Source organism: Enterobacter sp. V87_3 (genome assembly GCF_029967835.1).
Classification (GTDB): Bacteria; Pseudomonadota; Gammaproteobacteria; order Enterobacterales; family Enterobacteriaceae; genus Enterobacter; species Enterobacter cancerogenus.
The window spans coordinates 77,838-99,203 of record NZ_JASCAM010000033.1; the positions used below are offsets into that span (position 1 = coordinate 77,838).

At 55.4% G+C, this 21,366-nt stretch carries 21 protein-coding genes; 8 read left to right on the forward strand and 13 right to left on the reverse strand.

All coding sequences use genetic code 11. The annotated features are described in order from the left end of the window. The first annotated feature begins 62 nt into the window (after positions 1-62). From lolC to cobB, 5 genes are read left to right on the forward strand one after another with little or no spacing between them, the layout of a single operon-like run. Complete coding sequence (gene lolC / locus QLG21_RS20880; RefSeq protein ID WP_282485132.1) at positions 63-1,262, forward strand: lipoprotein-releasing ABC transporter permease subunit LolC; 1,200 nt, start codon at positions 63-65, stop codon at positions 1,260-1,262. Next, complete coding sequence (lolD, locus tag QLG21_RS20885; protein ID WP_058609129.1) at positions 1,255-1,956, forward strand: lipoprotein-releasing ABC transporter ATP-binding protein LolD; 702 nt, start codon at positions 1,255-1,257, stop codon at positions 1,954-1,956. Before lolC ends, lolD begins: the two co-directional genes overlap by 8 nt. Further along, positions 1,956-3,200: a lipoprotein-releasing ABC transporter permease subunit LolE gene (lolE, locus tag QLG21_RS20890; protein ID WP_282485133.1), complete on the forward strand. Its 1,245-nt coding sequence runs from the start codon at positions 1,956-1,958 to the stop codon at positions 3,198-3,200. The genes lolD and lolE overlap by 1 nt, the downstream gene beginning before the upstream one ends. Positions 3,201-3,251: 51 nt before the next feature. Continuing rightward, entirely contained in the window at positions 3,252-4,163 is a 912-nt protein-coding gene (gene nagK, locus QLG21_RS20895; protein WP_282485134.1) for an N-acetylglucosamine kinase, read from the forward strand. A 14-nt stretch (positions 4,164-4,177) separates the two neighbouring features. Then, positions 4,178-4,999: a Sir2 family NAD+-dependent deacetylase gene (cobB, locus tag QLG21_RS20900; protein WP_282485135.1), complete on the forward strand. Its 822-nt coding sequence runs from the start codon at positions 4,178-4,180 to the stop codon at positions 4,997-4,999. A 37-nt stretch (positions 5,000-5,036) separates the two neighbouring features. Here the strand turns inward: cobB and potD are convergent, their stop codons facing one another. From potD to potA, 4 genes are read right to left on the reverse strand one after another with little or no spacing between them, the layout of a single operon-like run. Further along, a complete protein-coding gene (potD, locus tag QLG21_RS20905; RefSeq protein ID WP_058609126.1) occupies positions 5,037-6,071 on the reverse strand; it encodes a spermidine/putrescine ABC transporter substrate-binding protein PotD in 1,035 nt (344 codons plus the stop codon). Further along, positions 6,068-6,859, reverse strand: coding sequence for a spermidine/putrescine ABC transporter permease PotC (gene potC, locus QLG21_RS20910; RefSeq protein WP_006174735.1), 792 nt, complete (start codon positions 6,857-6,859; stop codon positions 6,068-6,070). The genes potD and potC overlap by 4 nt, the downstream gene beginning before the upstream one ends. Beyond that, complete coding sequence (gene potB, locus QLG21_RS20915) at positions 6,856-7,713, reverse strand: spermidine/putrescine ABC transporter permease PotB (protein WP_088207490.1); 858 nt, start codon at positions 7,711-7,713, stop codon at positions 6,856-6,858. The genes potC and potB overlap by 4 nt, the downstream gene beginning before the upstream one ends. Continuing rightward, a complete protein-coding gene (gene potA, locus QLG21_RS20920) occupies positions 7,697-8,845 on the reverse strand; it encodes a spermidine/putrescine ABC transporter ATP-binding protein PotA (protein ID WP_282485156.1) in 1,149 nt (382 codons plus the stop codon). The genes potB and potA overlap by 17 nt, the downstream gene beginning before the upstream one ends. A 237-nt stretch (positions 8,846-9,082) precedes the next feature. On the opposite strand from potA, the gene pepT reads away from it, so the two are divergent. After that, the gene (pepT, locus tag QLG21_RS20925) at positions 9,083-10,306 is read left to right on the forward strand and encodes a peptidase T (RefSeq protein ID WP_282485136.1); all 1,224 of its coding nucleotides are present in this window, start codon (positions 9,083-9,085) and stop codon (positions 10,304-10,306) included. 103 nt (positions 10,307-10,409) lie between these two features. Next, the gene (locus tag QLG21_RS20930; protein WP_137903917.1) at positions 10,410-10,901 is read left to right on the forward strand and encodes a transposase; all 492 of its coding nucleotides are present in this window, start codon (positions 10,410-10,412) and stop codon (positions 10,899-10,901) included. Between the two features lie 92 nt (positions 10,902-10,993). Here the strand turns inward: QLG21_RS20930 and QLG21_RS20935 are convergent, their stop codons facing one another. From QLG21_RS20935 to rluE, 8 genes are all read right to left on the reverse strand, one after another. After that, positions 10,994-12,115, reverse strand: coding sequence for a cupin domain-containing protein (locus QLG21_RS20935; RefSeq protein WP_137903916.1), 1,122 nt, complete (start codon positions 12,113-12,115; stop codon positions 10,994-10,996). A 90-nt stretch (positions 12,116-12,205) separates the two neighbouring features. Next, complete coding sequence (gene phoQ, locus QLG21_RS20940; protein ID WP_282485137.1) at positions 12,206-13,669, reverse strand: two-component system sensor histidine kinase PhoQ; 1,464 nt, start codon at positions 13,667-13,669, stop codon at positions 12,206-12,208. After that, a complete protein-coding gene (gene phoP / locus QLG21_RS20945) occupies positions 13,670-14,341 on the reverse strand; it encodes a two-component system response regulator PhoP (protein ID WP_042320504.1) in 672 nt (223 codons plus the stop codon). It lies immediately after the preceding gene. 122 nt (positions 14,342-14,463) lie between these two features. After that, the gene (gene purB / locus QLG21_RS20950; RefSeq protein ID WP_282485138.1) at positions 14,464-15,834 is read right to left on the reverse strand and encodes an adenylosuccinate lyase; all 1,371 of its coding nucleotides are present in this window, start codon (positions 15,832-15,834) and stop codon (positions 14,464-14,466) included. Between the two features lie 19 nt (positions 15,835-15,853). After that, positions 15,854-16,483 carry a high frequency lysogenization protein HflD gene (gene hflD, locus QLG21_RS20955; protein ID WP_006174752.1) on the reverse strand — a complete coding sequence of 210 codons (630 nt, stop codon included), beginning with the start codon at positions 16,481-16,483 and terminating at the stop codon, positions 15,854-15,856. A gap of 27 nt (positions 16,484-16,510) precedes the next feature. Further along, entirely contained in the window at positions 16,511-17,623 is a 1,113-nt protein-coding gene (gene mnmA / locus QLG21_RS20960) for a tRNA 2-thiouridine(34) synthase MnmA (RefSeq protein WP_282485139.1), read from the reverse strand. Positions 17,624-17,663: 40 nt separating this feature from the next. After that, positions 17,664-18,137: an NUDIX hydrolase gene (locus tag QLG21_RS20965; RefSeq protein ID WP_042319579.1), complete on the reverse strand. Its 474-nt coding sequence runs from the start codon at positions 18,135-18,137 to the stop codon at positions 17,664-17,666. Positions 18,138-18,146: 9 nt separating this feature from the next. Beyond that, positions 18,147-18,800, reverse strand: a complete 654-nt coding sequence (rluE, locus tag QLG21_RS20970; RefSeq protein WP_088207485.1) for a 23S rRNA pseudouridine(2457) synthase RluE — start codon at positions 18,798-18,800, stop codon at positions 18,147-18,149. Between the two features lie 117 nt (positions 18,801-18,917). On the opposite strand from rluE, the gene icd reads away from it, so the two are divergent. Further along, positions 18,918-20,168 (forward strand): NADP-dependent isocitrate dehydrogenase, encoded by a 1,251-nt coding sequence (gene icd, locus QLG21_RS20975; RefSeq protein WP_006174760.1) that lies wholly within the window; start codon positions 18,918-18,920, stop codon positions 20,166-20,168. 206 nt (positions 20,169-20,374) lie between these two features. Here icd and QLG21_RS20980 read toward each other — a convergent pair whose 3' ends face one another. Next, the gene (locus QLG21_RS20980) at positions 20,375-21,358 is read right to left on the reverse strand and encodes a fimbrial protein (protein ID WP_282485140.1); all 984 of its coding nucleotides are present in this window, start codon (positions 21,356-21,358) and stop codon (positions 20,375-20,377) included. Positions 21,359-21,366: the final 8 nt, after the last annotated feature.

Consider the following 21,366-nt stretch of genomic DNA (forward strand, 5'->3'; position numbering starts at 1 on the left):
TTTACGCTTAGCGGATTCGCTTATATACTCGTGGGCCTGCTATCAGCAACCAGACGGATTTCATGTATCAACCTGTCGCACTTTTCATAGGCTTACGTTACATGCGTGGGCGCGCCGCGGACCGCTTCGGTCGCTTTGTCTCCTGGCTTTCGACTATTGGCATTACGCTTGGCGTGATGGCACTGGTGACGGTGCTTTCCGTCATGAACGGCTTCGAGCGCGAGCTGCAAAACAACATCCTGGGGCTGATGCCGCAGGCCGTTCTCTCGTCGACCAACGGCTCCGTTAACCCCCAGCAGCTGCCGGAAAGCGCGGCGATGCTGCAGGGTGTGACGCGCGTTGCGCCATTAACCACCGGTGATGTGGTGCTGCAAAGCGCTCGCAGCGTGGCGGTAGGCGTGATGCTGGGGATTGACCCGGCACAAAAAGACCCACTCACCCCTTACCTGGTTAACGTCAAACAGACCGATCTCGAAGCCGGTAAATACAACATTATCCTCGGCGAGCAGCTTGCCGGGCAGCTTGGCGTCAACCGCGGCGACCAGCTGCGCGTGATGGTGCCTTCTGCCAGCCAGTTTACGCCGATGGGGCGCCTGCCGAGCCAGCGTCTGTTTAACGTCATCGGGACCTTTGCCGCCAACAGCGAAGTGGATGGTTACCAGATGCTGGTGAACATCCAGGATGCCTCGCGCCTGATGCGCTACCCGACGGGCAATATCACCGGCTGGCGCTTGTGGCTCGATGCGCCGCTGAAGGTGGACACCCTCAGCCAGCAAACGCTGCCCGAAGGGACGAAGTGGCAGGACTGGCGCGACCGTAAAGGCGAGCTATTCCAGGCCGTGCGCATGGAAAAGAACATGATGGGGCTGCTGCTGAGCCTGATCGTCGCCGTGGCGGCGTTTAACATCATCACCTCGCTGGGTCTGATGGTGATGGAGAAACAGGGCGAAGTCGCGATTCTGCAAACCCAGGGGCTTACCCCACGCCAGATTATGGCGGTGTTTATGGTGCAAGGGGCCAGCGCCGGCATCATCGGGGCGCTGCTGGGCGCCGTGCTGGGGGCACTCCTTGCCAGCCAGCTGAATAATTTAATGCCGATTCTTGGCGCACTGCTTGATGGCGCGGCGTTGCCGGTGGCTATCGAGCCGTTGCAGGTGGTTGGCATTGCGCTGGCCGCGATGGCCATTGCGCTGCTCTCTACGCTTTATCCTTCCTGGCGCGCTGCCGCCACTCAACCCGCTGAGGCTTTACGTTATGAATAAGATCCTGTTGCAATGCGACAACCTGTCCAAACGCTATCAGGAAGGCACTGTGCAGACCGACGTGCTGCACAATGTGAGCTTCAGCGTGGGCGAAGGCGAAATGATGGCGATTGTCGGCAGCTCCGGCTCCGGTAAAAGTACCTTGCTGCATCTGCTGGGCGGGCTGGATACCCCTACCGAGGGGGATGTGATTTTTTCAGGCCAGCCGCTGAGCAAAATGTCCTCTACCGCGAAAGCGGAGCTACGCAACCGTGAGCTGGGCTTTATCTACCAGTTCCACCACCTGCTGCCGGATTTCACGGCGCTGGAAAATGTGGCGATGCCGCTGCTGATTGGCAAAAAGAAAGCGGCAGAAATCAACGCGCGTGCCAGCGATATGCTGAACGCGGTAGGGCTGGGGCACCGTGGTAATCACAGGCCGTCCGAGCTTTCCGGCGGTGAGCGCCAGCGTGTGGCGATTGCCCGCGCGCTGGTCAATAACCCGCGTCTGGTGCTGGCGGATGAACCGACGGGCAACCTTGATGCGCGTAATGCAGACAGCATCTTCCAGCTCCTGGGCGAACTCAACGCCTCGCAGGGGACCGCGTTTCTGGTGGTCACGCACGATTTGCAGCTGGCGAAGCGGATGGGCCGTCAGCTTGAAATGCGCGACGGTCATCTGAACGCTGAACTGACCCTGATGGGAGCGGAGTAATGGCTTCACCGTTATCCTTACTGATCGGTTTACGCTTTAGCCGCGGTCGTCGTCGCGGCGGCATGGTATCGCTGATTTCCGTGATTTCTACCGTGGGCATCGCGCTGGGCGTGGCGGTGCTTATCGTCGGCCTCAGCGCGATGAACGGCTTTGAGCGCGAGCTGAATAACCGCATTTTGGCCGTGGTCCCGCACGGCGAGATCGAGCCGGTTAACCAGCCATGGAACAACTGGAGCGATGCGCTCGCCAGAATGGAAAAAGTGCCGGGCGTTGCAGCGGCGGCCCCTTACATCAACTTCACCGGGCTGGTGGAGAGCGGGGTTAACCTGCGCGCCATTCAGGTGAAGGGCGTTAACCCGGCGCAGGAAGCGCGGCTGAGCGCGCTGCCCAGCTATGTCCAGAACGGCGCGTGGTCCAGTTTCAGGGCAGGTGAACAGCAGATTATCATCGGTAAAGGCGTCGCCGATGCGCTTAAGGTCAAGCAGGGCGACTGGATCTCCATCATGATTCCCAACGCCAGCGCGGACCATAAGCTGCAACAGCCTAAACGTATCCGTCTGCATGTGACCGGCATTCTCCAGCTCAGCGGTCAGCTGGACCACAGCTTTGCCATGGTGCCGATGGACGATGCTCGCCAGTATCTGGACATGGGCGACAGCGTGACGGGGATCGCCATTAAGGTGTACGACGTCTTTAACGCCAATAAACTGGTACGGGATGCCGGCGAAGTCACCAATAACTATGTCTATATCAAAAGCTGGATAGGCACTTACGGGTATATGTACCGTGATATCCAGATGATCCGCGCCATTATGTATCTGGCGATGGTGCTGGTGATCGGTGTGGCGTGCTTTAACATCGTCTCGACGCTGGTCATGGCGGTTAAAGACAAGAGCGGCGACATTGCCGTGCTGCGAACGCTCGGGGCAAAAGACGGTCTTATTCGCGCCATCTTTGTCTGGTATGGTTTGATGGCAGGGCTGTTTGGCAGCCTGTGCGGTGCGGCGATCGGGGTGGTGGTTTCTCTGCAACTGACGCCAATCATCAACGGCATTGAAAAGCTTATTGGTCACCAGTTCCTGTCGGGTGATATCTATTTTATTGACTTCCTGCCGTCTGAATTGCACTGGCTGGACGTTATTTATGTGCTGGTTACAGCACTTTTACTGAGTCTGCTGGCAAGCTGGTATCCGGCGCGTCGCGCTAGCCGAATTGATCCGGCGAGGGTATTAAGTGGCCAGTAATTACGTCATGGTCTGGTGAGCTTTGCCGCCAGATCAAAAGAGGAATGCGTTATGTATTATGGATTTGATATTGGCGGCACTAAAATTGCGCTGGGCGTGTTTGATAAAGACCTCAAGCTACAGTGGGAAACCCGTGTTCCCACCCCGCGCGAAAGTTACGACGACTTTTTAACAGCCATTGCCGCGCTGGTGGCGCAAGCGGATACCCGCTTTGGCGTCAAAGGCAGCGTCGGCATTGGTATCCCGGGGATGCCCGAAACGGACGACGGTACGCTGTATGCCGCCAACGTCCCCGCCGCCAGCGGCAGAACGCTGCGCACCGATCTCTCTGCTCTCCTTGAACGCGACGTGCGTGTAGACAATGATGCCAACTGTTTTGCCCTCTCCGAAGCCTGGGATGACGAGTTTCGCCGTTACCCACTGGTGATGGGGCTGATCCTCGGCACGGGCGTTGGCGGGGGGATCATCATCAATGGCAAACCCATAACCGGGCGCAGCTACATCACCGGCGAATTCGGGCATATCCGTCTGCCGGTGGATGCGCTAGACGTTGTGGGGCGTGATTTTCCGCTCACGCGCTGCGGCTGCGGCCAGCATGGCTGCATTGAGAACTATCTCTCGGGCCGCGGGTTTGCATGGCTGTATGAACACTTCTATCATCAGAAACTTGAAGCCCCCCAGATCATAACCTTGTGGGAGCAGGGTGATGCGCAGGCGCGGGAGCACGTCGAGCGCTACCTCGACCTGCTGGCGGTGTGTCTTGGCAATATCCTGACCATTGTCGATCCGGATCTGCTGGTGATTGGGGGAGGGCTGTCAAACTTTACCGCGATTACGGAACAGTTGTCCGGGCGACTGCCCCGACATTTATTGCCGGTCGCCCGCGTGCCGCGCATCGAGCGCGCACGGCACGGGGACGCAGGAGGCATGCGCGGAGCCGCATTCCTTCATCTCACCGATTAGTTTATGAGGTTACTATGCTGTCGCGTCGCTTAGGTCGACTCAGCCGTTTTCGCAAAAATAAACGCCGCTTACGTGAACGCTTGCGCCAGCGGATCTTTTTCAGAGACAGGATGATGCCAGAAGCGATGGATAAACCCAGAGTGGTGGTGCTGACCGGGGCGGGGATCTCCGCCGAATCCGGGATCCGAACCTTCCGCGCGGCGGACGGGCTGTGGGAAGAGCACCGTGTAGAAGATGTGGCGACGCCGGAAGGCTTCGCCCGCGATCCGGAATTAGTGCAGGCATTTTACAATGCCCGCCGCCGCCAGCTTCAGCAGCCGGAAATTGTACCGAACGCGGCGCATGTTGCGCTGGCGAAGCTGGAAGAGGCGCTGGGCGATCGTTTTCTGCTGGTGACGCAGAATATCGATAACCTGCACGAACGCGCCGGTAACAAGAACATCATTCACATGCACGGTGAATTACTCAAGGTGCGCTGCGCCTGGAGCGGCCAGGTGCTGGACTGGAAAGAGGACGTGCTGGACGATGACAAATGTCACTGCTGCCAGTTCCCGTCGCGACTGCGCCCGCATGTGGTCTGGTTCGGTGAAATGCCGCTGGGGATGGATGAGATCTACAGCGCGCTGGCGATGGCGGACGTGTTTATCGCCATCGGCACCTCCGGGCATGTTTATCCGGCAGCCGGATTTGTTCACGAAGCCCGGTTGCAGGGCGCGCATACGGTAGAACTGAATCTTGAACCCAGCCAGGTTGGCAGTGAGTTTGAGGAGAAGCACTACGGCCTTGCGAGTGAAGTGGTACCGGCGTTTGTAGACAAGCTACTCAAAGGGTTATAATAAAACGGGCAACCTTGCGTTGCCCGTTTTTGTTTGATTATCGACCCGCTTTCAGCTTCTGATAATACTCTTCGTAAAGGCGGCTCGCGTCGCCCACATCGTTCTGCCACTCTCCTTTGCTGATGGTGTCGGCATCCGGATAAAGTGATTTGTCATTTGCGACTTCCGGCTTCAGCAGCTTGCGTGCGGCCAGGTTTGGCGTTGGATAGCCAATGGTCTCAGCAACCTGTTTCGCCACGTCCGGGCGCAGCAGGAAGTTAATGAGCTTCAGGGCACCCTCAACGTTTTTCGAATTAGATGGTATCGCCAGGCTGTCCATCCAGAAGATCCCACCCTCTTCAGGCCAGACTACCTCCAGCGGCGTACCGGCCTGACGGGCGACGTACGCTGAGCCGTTCCAGACCATCCCCAGATTCACTTCGCCTTCCATATACGGGTTAGCCGGGTTATCTGAGTTAAACGCCGCGACGTTAGGCATCAGCTTTTTCAGCTCGTTGTAGGCGGCTTCAATCTCTTTCGGGTCGGTAGTGTTGCCGGAGTAGCCGAGTTTGCGCAGGGCAACCTGGAACACTTCGCGCGCGTCATCGGTCAGAAGCAGGCTGCTCTTGTATTCCGGTTTCCACAGATCCGCCCAGCGGGTCACGCTTTTGGGATCAAGCTCATCGCTGTTTACCCCGATGGCCGTTGCACCCCAGATGTAAGGGATCGAGTAATCGTTGTTCGGGTCAAACGGCTTATTAAGCATCTGCGGATCGAGGTTTGAAAAATTGCTTAGCTTCGTTTTGTCGATCTTCTGGATCATGCCCTCTTTGCGCATCTTATCGACGAAATAGGTCGAAGGAACCACCAGATCGTACGCACCCTCTTTATACGTTTTGAGCTTGGCGTACATGGTTTCGTTCGACTCATAGGTCGAGTAGATCACCTTGATGCCGGTCTCTTTAGTGAACTGCTCCAGCAGGCCTGGCGGCACATACTCGGTCCAGTTGTAGAAATAGAGCGTTTTGCTGTCATCAGCGTGCGCCGCACCCATTCCGAGCACCAGCGCCGCAGCGGCGAGCATTTTTTTCATTTCATTGTCCCCTGAGATTTTGTTTTATCACGCGCAATAAGCTGGCTGGCAATCACCAGGACCAGCGAGAGCACCAGCAGGATAGTCGCCAGCGCGTTCACCTCCGGTGAAACACCGACTTTCACCATTGAATAGATCTTCAACGGCAATATTTCATAGCTCGGCCCCGTCACGAAGGAGGAGACTACCACGTCGTCCATCGACAGGGTAAAGCTGAGCAGCCACCCGGCCGCAACGGCAGGCATCGCCAGCGGCAGGATGATTTTACGCAGGATTGTCATCTCGCTGGCACCCAGGTCTTTAGCCGCCTCCAGCATGCGCACGTCGAAGCCTTTCAGGCGCGCAAAGACGGTCACCACCACAAACGGCAGGCAGAAGGTGATGTGCGAGAACAGCAAAGACCAGAAGCCCAGCTGCACGCCCAACAGCATAAACAGTACCAGCAGCGAAATCGCCATGACGATGTCCGGCGACATCATCACCACAAACAGCATGCCGCTGACGAACGGCTTGCCGCGAAAACGGTAGCGATAAAGCGCCACGGCGGTGAGTGAGCCAATCAGCGTTGAGAAGGTGGCGGAAAAAATCGCCATCGTCAGCGAGTGCTGGGCGGCCTGTAACAGGCTGTCATTGTTCAACAGCAGGCTGTACCAGTTGGTGGTAAACCCCTTCCAGCCGATCCCGAAGCGCGAGCTGTTAAACGAATTCACGATCAAAATAATAATCGGAATATAGAGATAAGCATATATGGCGGTCATAAACCCGCCGCGAAGCAGTCGACCGATCATTCCAGCTCCACCCTTTTATTCAGCATACGCGACGCGCGCCAGTAGACCAGCAGCATCAGGCCCATCACCACCGTCAGCGTAATACTCGTTGCCGAGCCAAACGGCCAGTCGCGGATATTAAGGAACTGGCTCTTAATCACGTTACCAATCAGCAGGTTTTTTGCCCCGCCCATCAGGTCAGAGACGAAGAACAGGCCCATCGCGGGCAGCATCACCAGCAGGCAGCCGGCGACAATGCCCGGCATGGTCAGCGGAATGATGATGCGGATAAAGGTCTGCAGCTTACCGGCACCGAGATCCTTCGCCGCTTCCAGCAGAGGCTTATCCAGCTTTTCAATGCTTGAGTAGAGCGGCATCACCATAAACGGCAGCAGGATGTAGACCAGGCCGATGATGACCGCGCCCGGCGTATACATGATGCGGACAGGGGTATCGATCACCCCCAGCCACAGCAGGAACTCGTTGAGATAGCCTTTGGTGCTGAGGAAAATTTTCAGCCCGTAAATGCGGATCAACGAGTTCGTCCAGAACGGAACAATCAGTAAAAACAGCAGCAGAGGCCGCACCTTTTGCGGCAGCCGGGCCAGGAACCAGGCGAACGGGTAGCCCAGCACCAGACAGGCAACGGTGGCGATCAGCGCCATGTTGAGCGAGTGAAGGAGCACGTCAAAATAGAGCGGATCGAGCAGACGCGCGTAGTTATCCAGCGTAAAGACCAGCGTGACGAAGTGAGTATCGTCGCGGGTCAGGAAGCTGGTGGCGATAATCATCAGGTTGGGTAAAAAGACGAACAGCACAAGCCAACCGACGATCGTGGCAATCACCACCTTCTGGAATTTACTTGTGTTCTTCATCAGCCAGTACAACCTCCCAGCTTTCTACCCAGTTGATGACCATTTTCTGATCGAGGGAGTGGTCGAAGTCAGGATCGTCCTCGTTAAAGAACTCGCTGACCATCACCATCTTGCCGTTTTCCAGTTCCACCACGGATTCGAGCGTCATTCCTTTATAGTTGCGCTCGCGGATATAGCCAATTAAGCCTTCCGCCTCGGTGTTGTCGTGGATCTCATCGACGCGCAGGTCTTCAGGGCGCAGCAGGACGTTGAGCTTTTGGCCCCGCTCGACGGGGAAATTCACGGTGATATTGCACTCACGACCTTCCACACTGGCGCGTACACGCTGGTCGTCGAGACGTTCAATGACGGTTGCATCAAAGATATTGATTTCGCCAATAAAGCTGGCGACAAACAGGTTTTTCGGCTCTTCGTAGATCTCACGTGGGGTACCGTCCTGCTCAATTTTGCCTGCGCGCATCACCACGATGCGGTCGGACATGGTCAGCGCCTCTTCCTGATCGTGAGTGACAAAAACGAAGGTAATGCCGAGCTTTCGCTGCAGGGCTTTCAGCTCGTTCTGCATCTGCTTACGCAGCTTGTAATCCAGCGCGGACAGAGATTCATCCAGCAGAAGCAGGCGCGGTTTATTGACCACCGCCCGGGCAATGGCAACGCGCTGCTGCTGGCCGCCGGAGAGCTGGTGGGGTTTACGCTGGGCAAACTCTTCCAGCTGAACCATTTTCAGGGCCTCGTTGACGCGAGGAGGGATTTCGCCAGCGGGCGTTTTTTGCATCCGCAGGCCAAACGCCACGTTTTCGAACACGGTCATATGCGGGAATAACGCATAGCTTTGAAAGACGGTATTAACGTGACGATCTTCGGCAGGAACCTCGGTGATATCCTGGTTCTCAAGGTGAATATGGCCGCTATCGACGCTTTCCAGCCCGGCGATAAGGCGCAGGACGGTGGTTTTGCCACAGCCAGAAGGGCCGAGCAGCGTGAGAAACTCACCGTCTTTGATGGTCAGATTGAGATCGGAAATGACATCTTTACCATCGAAACTTTTACGAATTCGTTCCAGCTTCACCAGCGGTGAAAGGGAACGGGGTTGTGTTTTCAATTTTTGCGCTGTCCCATATGAACGCTTCAGGCAGCAGACCGAAGCGGGGTTTGTGTGTAACCACCTTGGTGACTCGTAATGAGGGCGGACATTCTACGGCAAACCCATTGAATCGCCAATCCTTCTCACTGATCCATAAGCTACATTTATTAACGTATAACGATACAAACGTAAAAAGTTCTCGTTTGCGGGATAAAAGTGACCTGACGCAATATTTGGGTTTTGATGCTTATTGATAATGTTGTCACAAAAAGTGAGGGTGACTGCATGGATAAATTACTTGAACGTTTTTTACAGTACGTTTCGCTGGATACCCAATCTAAACCGGGTGTCCGACAGGTGCCCAGCACCGAAGGCCAGTGGAAGCTATTAAACCTGCTGAAAGAGCAGCTTGAGGCGCAGGGGCTGGTCAACGTCACGCTCAGCGAGAAAGGCACCGTGATGGGCACGTTGCCAGCGAACATCGACGGGGATATCCCGGCGATTGGTTTTATCTCCCATGTCGATACCTCACCTGATTTTAGCGGTAAACATGTCAATCCGCAGATTGTCGAAAACTACCGCGGCGGGGACATTGCGCTGGGAATCGGCGATGAAGTGTTATCCCCGGTCATGTTCCCGGTGCTGCATCAGCTGTTGGGGCAGACCCTGATCACCACCGACGGCAAAACGCTGCTGGGGGCGGATGATAAAGCCGGTATCGCCGAAATCATGACGGCTCTGGCGGTGCTGAAGGAAAAAAACATTCCCCACGGTGATATTCGCGTGGCGTTCACGCCGGATGAAGAGGTCGGAAAAGGGGCCAAACATTTCGACGTCGAAGCCTTTAACGCCCAGTGGGCCTATACCGTCGACGGTGGCGGCGTGGGCGAAATGGAGTATGAGAACTTCAACGCGGCCTCGGTCACCATCAAAATCGTCGGTAACAACGTTCATCCCGGCTCCGCCAAAGGGGTGATGGTCAATGCGCTGTCGCTTGCCGCACGCATTCATGCCGAGGTTCCGGCAGAAGAAAGCCCGGAGATGACGGAAGGTTATGAGGGGTTCTATCACCTGACCAGCATCAAGGGTACCGTGGACAGCGCGCAGATGCACTACATCGTACGCGACTTTGACCGTAAAGCCTTTGAAGCCCGCAAGCGTAAGATGATGGAAATCGCTAAAAAGGTCGGCAAAGGGCTGCACCCTGATTGCTATATTGAGCTGATCATCGAAGACAGCTATTACAACATGCACGACAAGGTGATGGAGCACCCGCATATTCTCGACATCGCCCAGCAGGCGATGCGTGATTGCGACATTGAGCCGAATCTTAAACCGATTCGCGGCGGCACCGATGGCTCACAGCTTTCCTTCATGGGACTACCGTGTCCAAACCTGTTTACCGGGGGCTACAATTACCACGGCAAGCACGAGTTCGTCACGCTGGAAGGGATGGAAAAAGCGGTGCAGGTGATTGTGCGGATCGCGGAGTTGACTGCGAAACGGTAGGTGCTTTTAGCCGGGTGGCGGCTACGCCTTACCCGGCCTACGTTTATGGATTTTGTAGGCCCGGTAAGCGCAGCGCCACCGGGCTTTCAGGCAAGGAGCGCTCATGTCAAACTACCGTCGTCATTACGTCCCCGGCGGAACCTGGTTTTTCACCGTTAACCTGCAAAACCGCCAGAGCGATCTGCTCACCCGCCATATCCAAAGTCTGCGTGCTGCCACGGCAACGGTTAAACGTTCTAAACCCTTTCACATCAACGCCTGGGTCATCCTCCCGGAACACATGCACTGTATCTGGACCTTACCGGAAGGGGACTGCGACTTTTCCGGCCGCTGGCGCGACATTAAAAAGACCTTCAGCCGCAACATTGAGATGCGTCACATCTGGCAACCCCGTTTCTGGGAGCACACCCTGCGTAATGAGGAAGATTACCGGCGGCATATGGATTACATCTACATCAACCCGGTAAAGCATGGCTATGTCCGGCAGGTCGCCGACTGGCCGTTTTCAACCTTTCATCGTGATGTCGCCGAAGGGCTATATCCGGTGGACTGGGCGGGAGTGACAGACGATTTTATGGCGGGGGAGCGGAAGTGAAAAAAGCCGGGGGGCGGCTACGCCTTACCCGGCCTACAAAAGTACTACCCTGTAGGCCCGGTAAGCGCAGCGCCACCGGGCATAATCGCGACTCAGTCCTCAAAGAACCAATACCCGCTGTTCACCAGCGCGGACAGCATCGCAAGGAAGGAGGGATCTTCAAGCGCGTCACCGAAGATATCCGCCGTTAACACCATATGGCTGGCGATCGCCTCCAGGGCCGGACGGTGCGGGGAATCCAGCTTCTCGCCGTTGACGAAAACGTCCTCACCAATGCGCAGTACGCGTAAACCTCCCAGGCGAACCAGCTTGTCACCCTGTTGCAGCGCATCGTAAATTTCATCGGCCTGATACGGCGGCTCCGGCGGTGCGACGTCCAGCTCATGACGGGACTGGCTGACAAATTCGCCAAACCACTGCCTGAAATGTTCCGGCTCGTTGATCAGATCCAGCATCATGCCGCGCAGCTTATCCAGCTCCTCGGGCAGAATATCCGCCGGATGTTCACGCGCAGGCACATCCGGATCGCTGTAACGGTAGCTGCCCAGCTCGCGCTGTAAAACGTAGTCGGCAAAACCGCTGATCATCTCGCGACCGCTTGGCGCGCGGAACCCGACGGAATAGTTGAGCGAGTTTTCCAGGGAATAACCCTCATGCGGGAATCCCGGCGGAATATAGAGGATATCGCCCGGCTCCAGCTCTTCGTCGATGATGGCCTCGAACGGGTCCACCTGAAGCAGGTCGGGATGCGGACAATGCTGTTTCATCGGCACTTTCTCACCCACGCGCCAGCGGCGACGGCCAGTCCCCTGGATGATAAACACGTCATACTGATCCAGATGCGGACCTACGCCGCCTCCCGGCACCGAGAAGGAGATCATCAGATCGTCCATTCGCCAGTCGGGCAGGGCGCGGAACGGACGCATTAACGCCGCAGTCGGTTCGTGCCAGTTGTTTACCGCCTGAACCAGTAACGACCAGTTGTTTTCACCCAGGTGATCGTAGCTTTCGAAAGGACCATGGCTGACCTGCCATTTTCCGTCCTGATGGCTCACCAGACGGCTGTCCACTTCGTTTTCCATGGCCAGACCGGCCAGTTCGTCAGGGGAGATAGGGTCGACAAAATTGCTGATCCCGCGTTTCAGAACGACCGGGCGTTTTTGCCAGTAACGTTCGATAAACTCGGGCCAGTTAAGCGTTAAGTGATAATCCATGTTTTTTATTCCGCAGGCTCTTACTGAGACGGATTATAACGGAAGGACGGGAGCCTGCGTGCGAGATCATCGCTTTTTTCACATAACGGCTTAACTATTATCCGATGTGGGCTGCTGACGGCCAAAAATCACTTCCATTCGCGCGCCGCCGAGCAGGCTATCGCCGGTGTCTATCTTGCCATCGTATTGATCGACAATTTCGCGCGCGACGGATAATCCCACGCCCTGGCCGGGTCTCAGGGTGTCGGCCCGCTGTCCGCGATCGAAAACGAGGTCGCGTTTGTTATGGGGAATGCCCGGGCCATCGTCCTCGACGATAATATGCAGTTCGTTATCCGTCTGGCGGGCGGAGACCTCTACAAACTCCAGACAATACTTGCAGGCGTTATCGAGCAGGTTGCCCATCACTTCCATGAAGTCATTTTTCTCACCGACGAAGCTGATCTCCGGCGAGATATCCAGGCTGATGTCCACCCCTTTACGCTGGTAAACCTTGTTCAGCGCCGACGTCAGGTTATCCAGCAGCGGAGCGACCGGGTGCAGTTCTCGGCTGAGCAACGCGCTGCCGGAGCGCATGCTGGCCCGGTGCAGGTAGTAGCCAATTTGCTGGGAGATACGGCTGATTTGCTCCAGCATCACCGGCTCGGCTTCGTCGACGCTAAGCTTTTCGCCGCGCATCGACCGCAGCGTACTCTGCATCACCGCCAGCGGCGTTTTCAGACTGTGGGTGAGGTCGGTGAGCGTGGTGCGGTATTTATCATAGCGTTCCCGCTCGCTTTTCAGCAGACGGTTGAGGTTACGCACCAGGCTGGTCAGTTCGCGCGTGGTTTCGGGGTTAAGCTTCTCACGATGATGCTCTTCCAGTTCGTGGACCTCTTTCGCCAGCGACTCAATTGGGCGCAGGCTCCACCACGCGGCAATCCATAGAAGCGGGATCACCAGCAGCAGGTTGGCCGCCAGAACGTACACGAACCAGCTCCAGACCTTATAAGAGCGTTTAAGCTCAACCGGGATAGTGTCGATCACCACGATAGTCAGCTGTGGCATATTCATGGTGGCAGGATAGAGATTAATGGCGACGGAGTGGGTCATTTCTGTGCCGTCGTCATCCTCGCGGATCTCATTCAGTTTTTGCTGCAAAGAACGATCGTCGCGCAGCAACACGCTGGAGGCGTTAAGGTCGGCCTCAATCTCATGAAAACCGTTTGTCTTGAGCCATTCCGGGCGAATACGCTTTTTCAGCCATGGGACATCGCGCTGGGCCCACAGCAGTTTGCCTTTTTCGTTATAAATCATTGCCAGCGTCGGGCTTTGCTGGTTCAGGTGTTCGGGCATATCCACGGTGATGTGGTTATCTTCCCACTTCGCCAGGGTGTAAAACAGGTTACTTTCGCCACGCAGCAGGCGGAAGGTCGTTTTATCAAAGCTCACACTATAGCCGACCAGCGCCACCATCCCATAAGAGAGGGAGAGCACCAGCACCACGGCAGCGGTGGCCAGCAGAAAGCGAACCCGCAGAGAGAGGGGGAAAAGATGGCGTACGATCCCTTTCATTTAGCGTAATTCGAACAGATAGCCCTGACCACGCACCGTCGTGATCACATCCTGCGGATACTGTGCCTGAATTTTTTTGCGTAAACGTCCCATCAGCACGTCGATGGTGTGGCTTTCACGCAGCTCCGCATCGGGATAAAGCTGGAGCATTAAGGAATCTTTGCTGACGACCTTGCCGTTGTTGCGGATCAGCGTTTCCATAATCGTGTATTCAAACGCGGTGAGTTTAATCACCTCATCGTTAATCGAGAATTCACGGCGGGAGAGGTCAACCTGGAACGGCGGAAGGGAGATAACCTGTGAAGCCAAACCGCTGTTGCGGCGCAGCAGCGCCTGCATACGTGCGGCCACCTCTTCAATATGAAACGGCTTGGTGACGTAATCGTCCGCGCCTGCGCTGAGGACTTCTACTTTATCCTGCCACCCTTCACGGGCGGTCAGCACCAGCACCGGCAGGGAGACGTCATGGCTGCGCCAGCGACGGATCAGCGACAGGCCGTCCTCATCGGGCAAACCTAAATCGACGATGGCGATATCCGGCAGGTGTTCATTGAGATAATAATCCGCTTCTTTCGCATCTTCGGCATCGTCCACCTGATGTCCCATCTCCTGAAGCTGTACTTTCAGGTGGTGGCGTAGCAATGCGTTATCCTCAACAACCAATACGCGCATCATCTGTTCTCCCTAAATTAATGGTATGAATAGTTTAACGCCGATTATGTTGTTTTGGGGATAAACATTGAATAAACCAGTGAAAAGCAACCCCCTTTTCAGGCGAAAAGGGGGAAGGGAGATTACTTCAGCTCGTCAACCATGGTGGTTGCGCGGCCAATGTAATTGGCAGGAGTCATCGCTTTCAGGCGGGTTTTCTCTTCTTCCGGCAGTGCCAGACCGTCAATAAACTGTTTCATGCCTTCTGCATCCACACGTTTACCACGCGTCAGCTCTTTCAGTTTCTCATACGGTTTTTCAATGCCGTAGCGGCGCATAACGGTCTGAATCGGCTCTGCCAGCACTTCCCAGTTGTGATCCAGCTCGTCCAGCAGACGGTCGCGGTTCACTTCCAGCTTGCTCACACCCTTCAGGGTAGACTGATAGGCGATCAGCGCGTAGCCGATACCCACGCCGAGATTACGCAGCACCGTGGAGTCGGTCAGGTCGCGCTGCCAGCGGGAAACCGGCAGTTTGCTCGCCATGTGCTGCAGTACGGCGTTAGACAGGCCCAGGTTGCCCTCGGAGTTTTCGAAGTCAATCGGGTTAACCTTGTGCGGCATGGTGGAAGAGCCAATTTCACCGGCGATGGTTTTCTGCTTGAAGTGGTTAAGCGCGATATAGCCCCACACGTCGCGATCGAAGTCGATCAGAATGGTGTTAAAGCGCGCGATGCAGTCGAACAGCTCGGCGATGTAATCGTGCGGCTCAATCTGGGTGGTGTACGGGTTCCACTGAATGCCCAGAGAGGTCACGAACTCTTCGCTGAACTGATGCCAGTTCACTTCCGGGTAGGCGGCGATGTGGGCGTTATAGTTACCTACCGCGCCGTTGATTTTACCGAGGATCTCAACCTGTTCCAGCTGGCGATACTGGCGTTCCATACGGTACGCCACGTTGGCCATCTCTTTACCCATGGTAGAGGGGGTAGCTGGCTGGCCGTGAGTGCGGGAAAGCAGCGGAATGTCGCGGTACTCTACGGTCAGTGCTTTTACCGCATCGATGATTTTGCGCCAGTAAGGCAGCACCACGTCTTTGCGCGCGGTGGAAAGCATCAGCGCGTGTGACAGGTTATTGATGTCTTCAGAGGTGCAGGCAAAGTGGATGAATTCCGACACCGCCTGCAGCGCAGGGACGCTTGCCACTTTTTCTTTCAGGAAATACTCAACCGCTTTAACGTCGTGGTTGGTGGTGCGTTCAATGGTTTTAATGCGCGCGGCATCTTCTTCGCTGAAGTCAGCGACGATTTTATCGAGGTAATCGTTTGCCTGGGCGTCAAAAGCAGGAACTTCCTTGATTGCTGCCTGAGCGGCCAGCTTTTGCAGCCAGCGCACTTCTACCTGTACGCGGAACTTCAGCAGACCGTATTCGCTGAAGATCCCGCGCAGCGCGCTGACTTTATCGCCGTAGCGTCCGTCGACAGGGGAAACGGCGGTCAGTGAGGATAATTCCATAATTCGCAACTCCGGGAGGTTAACAATGAGCAAGAATTTGTTTTGCCTGAGTCGTCAGGCGTTGACGAGAAAACATTAACTGCAGGCGGCCACCGCCAACCTGATGCCACAGCACGGCGGCACGAATGCCAGCCAGCAGCGAAGCGCGAACTTTCGCCTGCACCTGTGGGCTTTGCAGAACGGCAGGGGAGCCGGTGACCTGAATACGCGGCCCCAGCGGGCTGATCACGTCGACATAAATACCGGCCATGGCGCTCAGCAGGGTTTCAGACTGCAGATCAAAGTGATCAAGCTGGCGTTGAAGCCCGGCGATGCGATCGCCAAGGGTATCCAGCGCACCTTTCGCGGCGCTGAGCTTACGCTCCAGCACCATCAGGCTTAAGGTGTAGCGGGTCAGTTCGGCGTTTAAACCCTGGCGACTGCTGGCGTTGAGCACGCCGAGTAAGGTTTCAAGACCGAGGCGAAGGTTCGTCTCACTGCCGCCGAAAACCCCCAGCGTGGAGCCGGGGTTGAGGTCGATAACGCTGTTAAGTGAAACGTGCAGGGCGTCAGCGTCGCAATGACCCTGATGCGCTAACTGTTGCACCAGACGGGCTGACTGGCAAATTCCTGCCAGCGCCAGGGTGATGTCGTAATAGTTCTTCGCCACACGTTCTCCTTTATGTGTGCAATCGTGTTAAACAGCGGGCAGCGGCAGGCGCTGTTCAATGATCCCACCGCCAAGGCAAATTTCACCGCTGTAAAACACCGCGGACTGGCCCGGCGTGACGGCGGCAACCAGCTCGTCGAAACGCACGTCAATGCGATCGTCGTCGAGCGCGGTGACGGTGCAGGGAATATCGGTCTGACGGTAGCGCGTTTTCACCGTGCAGCGCAGGGTGCCTTTTACCGGCTCGCGATCGACCCAGTGCAGCTGCTGCGCAATCAGCCCTACGGACATCAGGCGCGGATGGTCATGGCCCTGAGCGACAATCAGAATATTGTTTTCGACATCTTTGTCGACCACGTACCACGGATCTTCGCTTCCCTCTTTGGTGCCGCCAATACCCAGCCCTTTACGCTGACCAAGGGTATGGTACATCAGCCCCTGATGCTGACCGATTTCATCGCCGTCAACGGTGACGATTTTGCCCGGCTGTGCAGGGAGATAGCGCCCGAGGAATTCACGGAATTTACGCTCGCCGATAAAGCAGATGCCGGTCGAGTCCTTTTTCTTAGCGGTGATCAGGTCCAGCGCTTCGGCGATTTTACGCACTTCCGGCTTTTCCAGCTCGCCAACCGGGAACAGGCTTTGGGCAATCTGTTCGTGGCTTAGCGTATAAAGAAAGTAGCTCTGATCTTTATTGCCATCCAGACCGCGCAGCAGCTGGCTTTTGCCATTCACATCTGCACGACGCACGTAGTGGCCGGTCGCAATATAATCTGCGCCCAGGTCTTCAGCGGCGAATTCCAGGAAGGCTTTGAATTTGATCTCTTTGTTGCACAGAATATCCGGGTTTGGCGTGCGGCCCGCCTTATACTCTTCGAGGAAGAGTTCAAAGACGTTGTCCCAGTATTCTGCGGCAAAGTTAACGGTGTGTAGCTCAATGCCGAGCTTATCGCACACGGCCTGCGCATCGGCAAGATCCGCAGCAGCGGTGCAATATTCCTCGCCATCGTCTTCCTCCCAGTTCTTCATGAACAGGCCCTCCACCTTATAACCCTGCTGTTGCAACAGGTAGGCGGAAACGGAGGAATCGACACCGCCGGACATGCCGACGATCACTTTTTTCTGGCTGTTATCTGACATGGAATACTCACGACATTGAACTTCAAGGCGGCGTATTCTATCACGCCACCCCACCATTGACACCCTCTGTAAACGGCCAGTTAAACTCGCCGATAACCTCAAGCGGCAGGCGCGCGGCGGACTGCCAGCAGCGGATGCTTTCGGCAACCAGCGGGGAGCGCAGGTTTGGCGCGTTCAGGATCTCATCGGCAGTGACCCACAGGCAGCGATCGATATCGTCATCGTGCGGTTCAGTAGCGCATGTTTCGTTAAGTTCGACAGCGAATAAGAAACGCAGGAAAGGGGTATGGTCCGGGGCAATCCACTGGTGCATACGGATGAAATGCTGCGGTTCGGCGTGGATCCCGGTCTCTTCCCACAGCTCGCGTCTGGCAGCCTGTACCAGCGTTTCGTCGGCTTCAAGATGCCCGGCAGGCTGGTTCCACAGCGCCTTGCCGTTGATGGTCTCTTCAACGACCAGGAATTTGCCCTGCGCGTGCACCACGCAGGCGACCGTAACATGCGGTTTAAACATCATTTCTCCTTAAGGGGCAATGTCTCGCCATGCGCCGTTTGCCAGGGAATCCAGCGTGTAGCGACCCATGGCGTAGCGGATCAGGCGCAGCGTAGGGAAGCCAACGTGGGCCGTCATGCGGCGCACCTGACGGTTACGGCCTTCATAAAGGGTGATTTTGAGCCAACTGGTCGGAATCGATTTGCGCTCGCGAATGGGCGGATTGCGCGGCCATAACCACTCGGGTTCGCTGACAAGTTCAACTCCGGCCGGAAGCGTGGGGCCATCGTTTAACGTCACGCCCGTGCGCAGTTTCGCCAGGGCGTCTTCATCCGGTTCGCCCTCAACCTGCACAAAATAGATTTTTCCGGTACGTTTCCCCGGCTGGGTGAGCGTCGCCTGAAGCGCGCCATCATTGGTTAAGACCAGTAAGCCTTCGCTATCGCGATCGAGACGACCGGCGGCGTAAACCCCCTGGACGGGGATGTAATCTTTGAGCGTGCTGCGTCCGGCTTCGTCAGTAAACTGCGGCAAAACATCGTAGGGTTTATTGAACAGAATCACCCGCGTTGGCTGGGTTTTCTTTGGGCTTCTGGTGGCTTGTTGTGAGCTGAATCGCTCAACCCGGTGTTTTCTAAAAGAAGTTTTCTTCATGGTATTTTCAGGCTGTATCAATTGCCGCATTATAGCCTAATAACGAAGACCTTTCATGGCGTCGGACAATCAGGTACTATCGGAAGGCTCATTACAATTTATTAACATAAGATCAGTAACAACCAGAAGCGCTCGAAGGAGAGGTTAATGGAAAGCAAAGTAGTTGTTCCGGCGGAAGGTAAAAAGATCACCCTGCAAAACGGCAAGATTAACGTTCCTCACAATCCAATTATCCCGTTCATCGAAGGTGACGGTATCGGTGTAGACGTTACCCCGGCAATGCTGAAAGTGGTTGATGCCGCTGTTGAGAAAGCCTACAAAGGCGAGCGTAAAATTTCCTGGATGGAAATTTACACCGGTGAAAAATCAACGCATGTTTATGGCCAGGATGTCTGGCTGCCAGCCGAAACGCTGGACCTGATCCGCGACTACCGCGTAGCCATTAAAGGCCCACTGACCACCCCGGTCGGCGGCGGTATTCGTTCCCTGAACGTCGCACTGCGTCAGGAGCTTGACCTGTACGTGTGTCTGCGTCCGGTCCGTTACTATCAGGGCACCCCAAGCCCGGTTAAACATCCTGAACTCACCGACATGGTTATCTTCCGCGAAAACTCAGAAGATATTTATGCGGGCATCGAGTGGAAAGCGGACTCTGCTGATGCAGAAAAAGTGATTAAATTCCTGCGCGAAGAGATGGGCGTGAAGAAAATTCGCTTCCCGGAACATTGCGGTATCGGCATCAAGCCGTGCTCCGAAGAAGGGACCAAGCGTCTGGTTCGCGCAGCCATTGACTATGCTATTACCAACGACCGTGACTCCGTGACCCTGGTTCATAAGGGTAACATCATGAAATTCACCGAAGGCGCGTTCAAAGACTGGGGCTACCAGCTGGCGAGCGAAGAGTTCGGCGGTGAGCTGATCGACGGCGGCCCATGGCAGAAAATCAAAAACCCGAACACTGGTAAAGAGATCATCATTAAAGATGTGATCGCCGATGCGTTCCTGCAGCAGATCCTGCTGCGTCCTGCCGAGTACGACGTTATCGCCTGTATGAACCTCAACGGTGACTACATCTCCGATGCGCTGGCTGCTCAGGTTGGCGGTATCGGTATTGCGCCAGGCGCAAACATCGGTGACGAGTGCGCGCTGTTCGAAGCGACCCACGGTACTGCACCAAAATATGCAGGCCAGGACAAAGTGAACCCAGGCTCTATCATCCTGTCCGCAGAAATGATGCTGCGTCACATGGAATGGTTTGAAGCCGCAGACCTGATTGTTAAAGGTATGGAAGGCGCGATTAACGCGAAAACCGTCACCTATGACTTCGAACGTCTGATGGAAGGCGCTAAGCTGCTGAAATGTTCAGAGTTTGGCGACGCGATTATCGCGAACATGTAATCCAGAGTATGGGTTAAAGAAGAACGGGAGCCGATGGGTTCCCGTTTTTTTATTAGTGTTCGGATAATTATCAAAACCGCTCATTCAAGCCAGGCCAAACACATCAACATAGTCCTTAAAAAAACAAAGCCATTCAACTTAACTGACCGGCATTAGGCCGGCGGGCTCCTTTCGCTTATCGCGCATCAGACCATTTAAATTAAGAGTTAACGATAGGTCATGGTAAATGACGCCGTGGCGCTCACCGAGCCTGATTGTGCATTCGCTGAGGTCATGTAATACGCCGCCTTGAAGGGAATATTGACGACCTCCCCTGGCGAGGCCGCCGTGCCATATTTGATAAGTTTGCCGAACTGAACGGGCGCATCGTTATATTTCAGCTGAATGCCCAGACCTTTTGCTGTCGAGTTGCTATTTAACCCCAGTACGCCGTTGGCAGGATCGGCAAGCGGGCTGACGTTATCCAGCGTTACATTTACTGCGGTCTGTTCACTACAGATAAGCGGTATGGAAAACGTCACCGAATTTTGGGTGCTGCCCACGCCGTTAAACTTCGGCAACAGCGCAATCCCCATATTTATATTCAGATTTTTATCTTCGATCTGACAGGATGCGGTGCTGATATTCATTGGCGAAAATATATACTTATAAAGCTGCAGGCGTTGAATGTTATTACTGACCGGCGTGCTGTATTCCATACTTAGCGTCAACGCGGGTATAGAGCCCGTTACTGGGGTGGTGCTGGTTTTGATCAGCTCAAAGGTATCTGTGAAGGTTGATACCCCATCCTGTAGGATCCCTCGCCTCCAGCTCGCGTTATTCAGGTTCATTCTGGAGACAAACTCGCTGGTTCCGGTGGTGCTGGAAAAGTTCTTCCATCGTATGCCGATACCCGGGACCTCCGTCGCCCGCACGTTGGCCAGGGGGGAGGTGCCATAATCCGCATTTGCTCCAGAGAGTTGAATAAACCATGAGCCATCGTATCCAATTTGCTGCCCTTCAGGGTCACATTTTATGGGATTACGGGTGGTTAGCGTTGCTAATACCGTCCCTACGGGCGCATCCCGCTGAACGACAATATTATGATCGAAGTTGACCGCTATATCGTTTGCAGAACACAGCGCAAAGGCATTCATAGAGATAGCGCTAACCATAGCAGCCGTCGCGATTTTAAATACGGTGGACATCATATGTTCCT

What these genes read in the sequence shown, in the direction of transcription:
- lolD (WP_058609129.1), top strand. Translation starts at nt 1,255, where the DNA reads ATGAATAAGATCCTGTTGCAATGCGACAACCTGTCCAAACGCTATCAG.
- QLG21_RS20930 (WP_137903917.1), top strand. Translation starts at nt 10,410, where the DNA reads ATGTCAAACTACCGTCGTCATTACGTCCCCGGCGGAACCTGGTTTTTC.
- lolE (WP_282485133.1), top strand. Translation starts at nt 1,956, where the DNA reads ATGGCTTCACCGTTATCCTTACTGATCGGTTTACGCTTTAGCCGCGGT.
- purB (WP_282485138.1), bottom strand. Translation starts at nt 15,834, where the DNA reads ATGGAATTATCCTCACTGACCGCCGTTTCCCCTGTCGACGGACGCTAC.
- QLG21_RS20965 (WP_042319579.1), bottom strand. Translation starts at nt 18,137, where the DNA reads ATGTTTAAACCGCATGTTACGGTCGCCTGCGTGGTGCACGCGCAGGGC.
- phoQ (WP_282485137.1), bottom strand. Translation starts at nt 13,669, where the DNA reads ATGAAAGGGATCGTACGCCATCTTTTCCCCCTCTCTCTGCGGGTTCGC.
- QLG21_RS20980 (WP_282485140.1), bottom strand. Translation starts at nt 21,358, where the DNA reads ATGATGTCCACCGTATTTAAAATCGCGACGGCTGCTATGGTTAGCGCT.
- rluE (WP_088207485.1), bottom strand. Translation starts at nt 18,800, where the DNA reads ATGCGGCAATTGATACAGCCTGAAAATACCATGAAGAAAACTTCTTTT.
- phoP (WP_042320504.1), bottom strand. Translation starts at nt 14,341, where the DNA reads ATGCGCGTATTGGTTGTTGAGGATAACGCATTGCTACGCCACCACCTG.
- icd (WP_006174760.1), top strand. Translation starts at nt 18,918, where the DNA reads ATGGAAAGCAAAGTAGTTGTTCCGGCGGAAGGTAAAAAGATCACCCTG.
- nagK (WP_282485134.1), top strand. Translation starts at nt 3,252, where the DNA reads ATGTATTATGGATTTGATATTGGCGGCACTAAAATTGCGCTGGGCGTG.
- potD (WP_058609126.1), bottom strand. Translation starts at nt 6,071, where the DNA reads ATGAAAAAAATGCTCGCCGCTGCGGCGCTGGTGCTCGGAATGGGTGCG.
- potB (WP_088207490.1), bottom strand. Translation starts at nt 7,713, where the DNA reads ATGAAGAACACAAGTAAATTCCAGAAGGTGGTGATTGCCACGATCGTC.
- pepT (WP_282485136.1), top strand. Translation starts at nt 9,083, where the DNA reads ATGGATAAATTACTTGAACGTTTTTTACAGTACGTTTCGCTGGATACC.
- cobB (WP_282485135.1), top strand. Translation starts at nt 4,178, where the DNA reads ATGCTGTCGCGTCGCTTAGGTCGACTCAGCCGTTTTCGCAAAAATAAA.
- lolC (WP_282485132.1), top strand. Translation starts at nt 63, where the DNA reads ATGTATCAACCTGTCGCACTTTTCATAGGCTTACGTTACATGCGTGGG.
- QLG21_RS20935 (WP_137903916.1), bottom strand. Translation starts at nt 12,115, where the DNA reads ATGGATTATCACTTAACGCTTAACTGGCCCGAGTTTATCGAACGTTAC.
- mnmA (WP_282485139.1), bottom strand. Translation starts at nt 17,623, where the DNA reads ATGTCAGATAACAGCCAGAAAAAAGTGATCGTCGGCATGTCCGGCGGT.
- potC (WP_006174735.1), bottom strand. Translation starts at nt 6,859, where the DNA reads ATGATCGGTCGACTGCTTCGCGGCGGGTTTATGACCGCCATATATGCT.